Annotated in this window: 4 protein-coding genes; 2 read left to right on the forward strand and 2 right to left on the reverse strand. The window is 70.8% G+C overall.

The genetic code is table 11. The features are described 5' to 3' along the window. Positions 1 to 130: 130 nt before the first annotated feature. Positions 131 to 3,187 carry a glycoside hydrolase family 3 N-terminal domain-containing protein gene (locus ACFY93_RS33535; RefSeq protein WP_391365699.1) on the reverse strand — a complete coding sequence of 1,019 codons (3,057 nt, stop codon included), beginning with the start codon at positions 3,185 to 3,187 and terminating at the stop codon, positions 131 to 133. A 333-nt stretch (positions 3,188 to 3,520) separates the two neighbouring features. On the opposite strand from ACFY93_RS33535, the gene ACFY93_RS33540 reads away from it, so the two are divergent. Further along, the gene (locus ACFY93_RS33540) at positions 3,521 to 5,392 is read left to right on the forward strand and encodes a ricin-type beta-trefoil lectin domain protein (protein WP_391365700.1); all 1,872 of its coding nucleotides are present in this window, start codon (positions 3,521 to 3,523) and stop codon (positions 5,390 to 5,392) included. A 33-nt stretch (positions 5,393 to 5,425) separates the two neighbouring features. Beyond that, the gene (locus ACFY93_RS33545) at positions 5,426 to 5,902 is read left to right on the forward strand and encodes a hypothetical protein (protein ID WP_391365702.1); all 477 of its coding nucleotides are present in this window, start codon (positions 5,426 to 5,428) and stop codon (positions 5,900 to 5,902) included. Between the two features lie 68 nt (positions 5,903 to 5,970). Here the strand turns inward: ACFY93_RS33545 and ACFY93_RS33550 are convergent. Beyond that, on the reverse strand, positions 5,971 to 6,582 hold a 612-nt coding region (locus ACFY93_RS33550; protein ID WP_391365703.1), incomplete at its 5' end, for an alpha-isopropylmalate synthase regulatory domain-containing protein.

Below are 6,582 nucleotides of genomic sequence, written 5' to 3' on the forward strand. Positions count from 1 at the left end.
CGCACACAAAGTAGGGCACTTGAAAGGGCCGGGCCCGGTGGACGGTGCACGCCGCGCGAGTGCACCGCCCGCCGGGAGTCAAACCCGCGGCCGGGCCGGAGCCGATCGGCGGCCCGGCCCGGTCCGCCGCTCAGGCCGCCCGGTAGGCCTCCGTCAGCTTCGCGACCGCGGCCCCGTACTTCCCGGTCAGCAGCAGGTGGTCGGCGTCGGCGAACGGCTTCGCGGCCGCCTCCGTGATGTTCGAGCCGATCTTCTGCTGGACCAGCAGCCGCGCCTTGGTCACCGCGGCCTCACCGATCCGCTCGGAGCCGGTCCGGTCGGCCACGGCGGCCAGGGTCGCCAGGGCCCGCAGTCCGGTCAGCCCGCCGTGCGGCGCCCGGCCGAGCGTCGTCAGCCCCCAGCCGTAGGGGAACTGCGGGTCGTACGCGCTGTCGCCGACGTTGATCGGGAGCTGCGCCGTGGACTTCGGCCAGGTGACGGGGAGCTGTCCGGTGAAGGCCCGCTTGCCGTAGAGCACGTCCGCGACGCCGTCGCCCTCCGTGCCCGGCAGCCAGGACGCCACCAGCGCGTCGATGTCGCCGAGCCGGTCGCCGATCAGCTGGGGTCGGCCGGAGACGACGAGCACCGCGCACTTCATGGCCCCGCACACCTTGTCGACGGCGGCCCGGTCGGCGGCGGTCAGCTCCAGGTCGTTGCCGTTGCCGACGTCTCCGACGCCCTCGGCGTACGGGGTCTCGCCGACGACGACCACGCCGACGTCATAGCCGGCGGTGGACGCCGAGGCGTCCTTGGAGTAGGTGACGTCTCCCCCGGCCTTCTTCATGCCGTCCAGGATCGTGGTGCCCTCGGTGATGTCTCCGGAGGAGCCCTGCCAGGTGACCGTCCAGCCGCCGGACTGGTTGCCGATGTCGTCGGCGTTCGAACCGGCGACGTACACCTTCTGGGACTTCTTCAGCGGCAGCACGCCGCCCGCGTTCTTCAGCAGCACCTGGGACTTCGCGGCCGCCTCGCGGGCGACGGCCCGGTGCTTCTTCGAGCCGATGTCCGCCGCGTTGCCCGTGTTCGCGTACGGCTTCTCGAAGAGCCCGAGCCGGAACTTCTGCGTGAGGATGCGCGCGACCGCGTCGTCGATCCGCTTCCCGCTGATCCTGCCCGCCTTCACCTCGTCCACCAGGGTGGTGCGGAAGTCCTTGTACGCGTACGGGACCATGATCATGTCGAGGCCCGCGTTGACGGAGGTGCGGACGTCGGAGGCGTAGTCGCCGGGGAGCTGGTCGATGGCCGCCCAGTCGCTGATGACGAAGCCGTCGAAGCCCATCCGGTCCTTCAGGACCCCGTTGATCATCTCCGCGTCGGCGTGCATCTTCACCGGCCCCTGGTCGTCGCCGATGATGTCCAGCGACGAGAAGGACGGCATGACGGTGCCGACGCCCCGGTCCACGGCGGTCCGGAACGGAGCGAGGTGCACCGCCTCCAGTTCCTGCCGCGTCACCGTGGTGACCCCCTGGTCGACGGTGTACGTGCCCGTCGTGGACGAGCCGTAGGCGGTGCCGCCGTCGCCGACGTAGTGCTTGGCGGTGGCCAGCACCTTGTCGTCGTCCTTCAGGTCCCTGCCGTCGGCCCGGCCCTGGAGGCCCTGGATGACCGTCTCCATGGACCGGACGAGCGCCGGGTCCTCGCCGAACGACTCGTAGGCGCGGCCCCAGCGCTCGTCACGGCTGACGCACAGACAGGGCGCGAAGTCCCACGGGATGCCCGTCGCACGCACCTCGGAGGCGGTCACCGCACCCGTCCGCTCGGCGAGCGCCGGGTCACGGGTGGCGCCGATGCCGATGTTGTGCGGCATGACCGTGGAGCCGATGAGGTTGTTGTGGCCGTGCACCGCGTCCACGCCGTAGATCAGCGGGATCTGGAAGCGCGTGGCCTGCGCCCTGAGCTGGAAGGCGTCGATCATCCGCGCCCAGGCCTCGGGGACGTTCGGCGTCGGGGTGGAGCCGCCGCCGGAGAGCAGCGAGCCGAGGTCGTACGAGGCGATGTCGCCCTGGGCGGTGAGCGCGCCGCGCTCGGCCTGGGTCATCTGCCCGGCCTTCTCCTCCAGGGACATCCGGGAGAGGAGGTCGGCGACCCGCTTGCGCACGGGGAGCTTCGGGTCGAGGTACGGGAGTCCGTGCGCGTCGACGACGACCTGCGGGTTCTCGGCGGGCGCCCTGGCGCCTGTGACGGTGAGCTTCAGGGGGACGGTCTCGGCCGGTTCGGCGGCCTTGTCCTTGACCGTCCTGACCGTGATGGTGCGCGAGGTGCCGGAGACGGTGCCCGCCGGGAAGGTGAGTTCGCCCTTGACCGGGCGGTAGTCGGCGGCCGAGGCGGTTCCGCCGGCCGTCTCGTAGGAGACGGTCACCGGTTCGTCGATCGGCACGGAGCCGGTGGTGGCGACGGAGATCCTCACGTCCGCCGAGCGGCCCTCCTCGACGGGGTGGACGGCGGAGTCGACGACGACGCTCGCGCGCAGCGACTGGTCGGCCCTGCCGTACAGCTCGACGCCGTCCATGGCGAAGTCGCCCTTGACGCCGGTCGGGAGGGTGAGCGAGTAGCCCCACATGCCGGTGAGTCCGAGGACCTGGTCGATGCCGCCGACCGGCTGGTAGTCCGTACGGTAGGTGAAGTCGGTGAAGGGGATCTCGATCCGCTTCCAGCCACTGAAGTCGTCGGTGAAGGACGTCGTCCACAGCTCGGACGCCTCGCCGTTGGCGCCGCCGTCCTTGATCTCGAAGTTCACCTTCTTGCCGTTGCCCCGGCCGTCCCACCAGAAGCGGATGCCCTTGGACGCCGACCAGTCGTGGGCGGGCTCGTCGAAGGCGAAGTCGTGGCTGAAACCGCCGTAGCCGCTGATGTCGTACGTGCCGGAGAGGACCTTGCCGCCCTCGGGCGCGTCGTCGCGGGCGGCGAGCGACAGCTTCGGCGGGTCGTCGGTGTCGCCGCCCCAGGTGAACAGGCCCCCGGCGGGCGGACCGGCGAAGGGCACCTCTCCCTCGAAGGCGTCGACGGGCACGGGGGCCGGGTCGTCGGCCCCGGCGGCCGTGCCCGCCGCCGTGAACGGCAGCAGGCCGGTGAGCAGGGCGGCGGAGGCGAGCAGGGCCGCTCTTCGCCCTCGCCCCCGCCCGCCGGACGTACGGTCGAGCCTTCGCATACGGTTCCCCTCGCCTCTCGGAGACTCTCGGACTGTCACTCGCGACTCCCGGACTGTCACCGGCCGGACTCCCGGCCCAGGTGGCTCTCGACGCTCGCCGGCTCCCCGCTTCCTCCCACGACTTAGATCACGACGTGAGTTAACTGACGTCCCGTCACGCCGTCAAGACTTCACGTCAGAACCGGTACACCGTCAACGCCCGGCCAGAACAGGGACGTTGTCCGTTCGGCATGTGAACGCCGAACCCCTTGACTCGCCCTCGAAGCCGTCATTTACTCACCGCTCGCACGCCCCATCACCCCCACCCCAGAAGGGCGGCGCACCATGAGAGCGTTGAGACACACCTCCCGGGCGGCCCGGCTGCTCGTCGCCGGACTGCTGACCACGGCCGGGCTCACCGGCCTCACCACCGGCCCCGCGCACGCGGCGGGCGAGCAGGTCTCGGTCTGGCTGACCACGACGGACGACAGCGGCGGCCGCCATGTCGTACGCGGCCTGCAGGCCCAGACTCCGTTCGCGTTCCAGTCCGGCAGCGGTGGCGGCGGTGAGAACATCACGGTCGACGAGAACACCCGCTACCAGACCTTCACCGGCGGCGGCGCCTCGTTCACCGACACCGCGGCCTGGCTGATGAACAGCGGCGGCGCGCTGTCGCAGGCGACACGCGACGCGACCATGCGGAAGCTGTTCTCGCCGACGGACGGGATCGGACTGTCCTTCCTGCGCAATCCGATGGGCGCCTCGGACCTCGCGCGCTACGGCTACACCTACGACGACGTCCCGGCCGGCCAGAGCGACGCCGACCTCTCCGACTTCTCGATCGCGCACGATCTCGCGGACGTCGTGCCCCTCACCCGGCAGGCCCGGCAGCTCAACCCGGACCTCACCGTGATGGCCTCCCCGTGGACCGCGCCCGCCTGGATGAAGGACAGCGGGCAGCTGAACGGCGGCTGGCTGAAGGCCGAGGACTACGGGGCCTACGCCTCGTACTTCGTGAAGTACCTCCAGGCCTACCGCGACCAGGGCATCCCGGTCGCCTACGTCACCGCGCAGAACGAACCGACCTGCTGCTCCGGCTATCCGTCGATGAGCTGGAACGCCTCGGGCCTCGCCTACTTCACCAAGAGCGAGCTGCTGCCCAAGCTCCAGGCGGCGGGGCTGTCCACCAAGGTGCTCGCGCACGACTGGAACTGGGACGTCTACGACTCCTACGCGGCCCAGACCGTCGACGACGCGGCGGTCCGCGACCACCCCAACTTCGGCGGCATCGCCTGGCACGGCTACAGCGACAGCAGCGGCGTCGGCAAGCAGACCTCGGTCCACGACCGGTACCCCGGCCTGGACGCCTTCGGCACCGAGCACTCCGGCGGCACCTGGATCGCCGACCAGCAGCGCGAGGACATGAACAACATCATCGACTACACCCGCAACTGGGCGAAGTCGGTGACCAAGTGGTCGCTGGCCGTCGACCAGAACGGAGGGCCGCACAACGGCGGCTGCGGCACCTGCACCGGGCTGATCACGGTGCACGACGGGGACAGCCGCGACGGGCAGGTCGACTACACCGTCGAGTACTTCACGATGGGGCACCTGACCAAGTTCGTACGGCCCGGGGCGCGGCGCATCGCCTCGACGGCGAGCTCGGCCGTGCCGAACGTGGCATGGCGCAACCCGGACGGCTCGAAGGCGCTGATCGCGTACAACGACGCCTCGTCCGCCAGGACGGTGACCGTGAACTGGGGCGGTCAGCACGCCACTTACTCCCTCCCGGGCCGAACCTCGGCCACCTTCACCTGGTCCGGCACCCAGTCGGGCGGCGGCAGCGGCGGCTCGTTCACGGGACTCGCGGGCAAGTGCCTGGACGTGGCGGGCGGTTCGAGCGCGAACGGTACGGCGGTGCAGCTCTGGGACTGCAACGGCAGCGCCGCGCAGCGCTGGACGGTGAACGCCGACGGATCGGTCCAGGCGCTCGGCAAGTGCCTGGACGTGACGTCCGCCTCGACGGCCGACGGGGCGAAGGTGCAGTTGTACGACTGCAACGGAACCGGTGCGCAACGGTGGTCGTACGACTCGACGACCGGTGATGTCGTGAACACGGCGGCCGGCAAGTGCCTCGACGTCACCGACGACTCGTCGGCGAACGGGGCGCGGGCGCAGATCTGGTCCTGCACCGGCGCCGCCAACCAGAAGTGGCACCTGGGGTAGAGCGGGACGCGTCCCGCGGGTGAGGGGACGGGGATGAGAAGAAGTGTCGTGCTCGGGATGGTGGGGGCCGGGTGCCTGCTGCTCGGCGGGTGCAGTCCGCCCTATCTGCCCCTGGCCGCCGTGTCGCTGGACGCCGACGGCGCTCCCGTGATCATTCTCCGGCCGTGCGGGGACGACGAGGCGCACGACCTGTCGCTGACCGAGAGCGGCTCCCGGAAGGGGACGGACACCTACTGGAGCGCGTCCGGCGCCTGGGCCGGCGATGTCACCTTCCCCCTCTTCTCACCGCCCCCTTCCCGGACGACGCACCGGGAGGGCCCGCAGCGCCTCGTCGCCGGCGCCGAGTACGCGCTCCACGCGCCCGTCGGCGACAAGACACACAACGACTACTTCATCTGGCTGTCCTTCAGCACCGGCGACGTGCGACGGCTGAAGCCCGGCCAGGTGTTCGCCGACGACCGGGCGATGAGCCGGGACGCCTTCGACGACCTGGTGGACGACGCGTGCTGAGGCACCGGACGGCGCGCCGCCGGCGTCCGTCACGGTGCCTTTCGCGCCCCTAGGTCCTCTCGTTCGGATCAGGCCGGGCTCGCGCCCGCGCGGAGGAGGCCGTAGGTGTAGGCGTCCTCCAGGGCCTGCCAGGAGGCGGCGATGACGTTCTCGGCGACACCGACCGTGGACCACTCGCCGGCGCCGTCGGACGTGGAGATCAGCACACGGGTGGTGGAGGACGTGCCGTGCTTGCCCTCCAGGATGCGGACCTTGTAGTCGACCAGCTCCAGCTTGGCGAGCTGGGGGTAGATCTTCTCCAGGGCGACGCGCAGGGACCGGTCGAGGGCGTTGACCGGTCCGTTGCCCTCCGCCGTGGCGACGATCCGCTCGCTCTTGGCCCACAGCTTGACGGTGGCCTCGTTGGCGTGGCTGCCGTCGGGGCGGTCCTCGACGATGGCCCGCCAGGACTCGACCTGGAAGTAGCGCAGCGGCCGGCCCTCGACCTCGGCGCGCAGCAGCAGTTCGAAGGAGGCGTCGGCGGCCTCGTAGGTGTAGCCCTCCAGTTCGCGTTCCTTGACGCGTGCGACCACACGGCCGACCAGTTCGCGGTCGCCGCCGAGGTCGATGCCGAGTTCCTTGCCCTTGAGCTCGATGGAGGCGCGGCCCGCCATGTCGGAGACGAGCATCCGCATGGTGTT

This window comes from Streptomyces sp. NPDC008313, from assembly GCF_042956125.1.
In the GTDB taxonomy this organism is placed as follows: domain Bacteria; phylum Actinomycetota; class Actinomycetes; order Streptomycetales; family Streptomycetaceae; genus Streptomyces.

Coding starts and splice junctions, on each gene's coding strand:
- ACFY93_RS33535 (WP_391365699.1), bottom strand. CDS start 3,187: ATGCGAAGGCTCGACCGTACGTCCGGCGGGCGGGGGCGAGGGCGAAGA.
- ACFY93_RS33545 (WP_391365702.1), top strand. CDS start 5,426: ATGAGAAGAAGTGTCGTGCTCGGGATGGTGGGGGCCGGGTGCCTGCTG.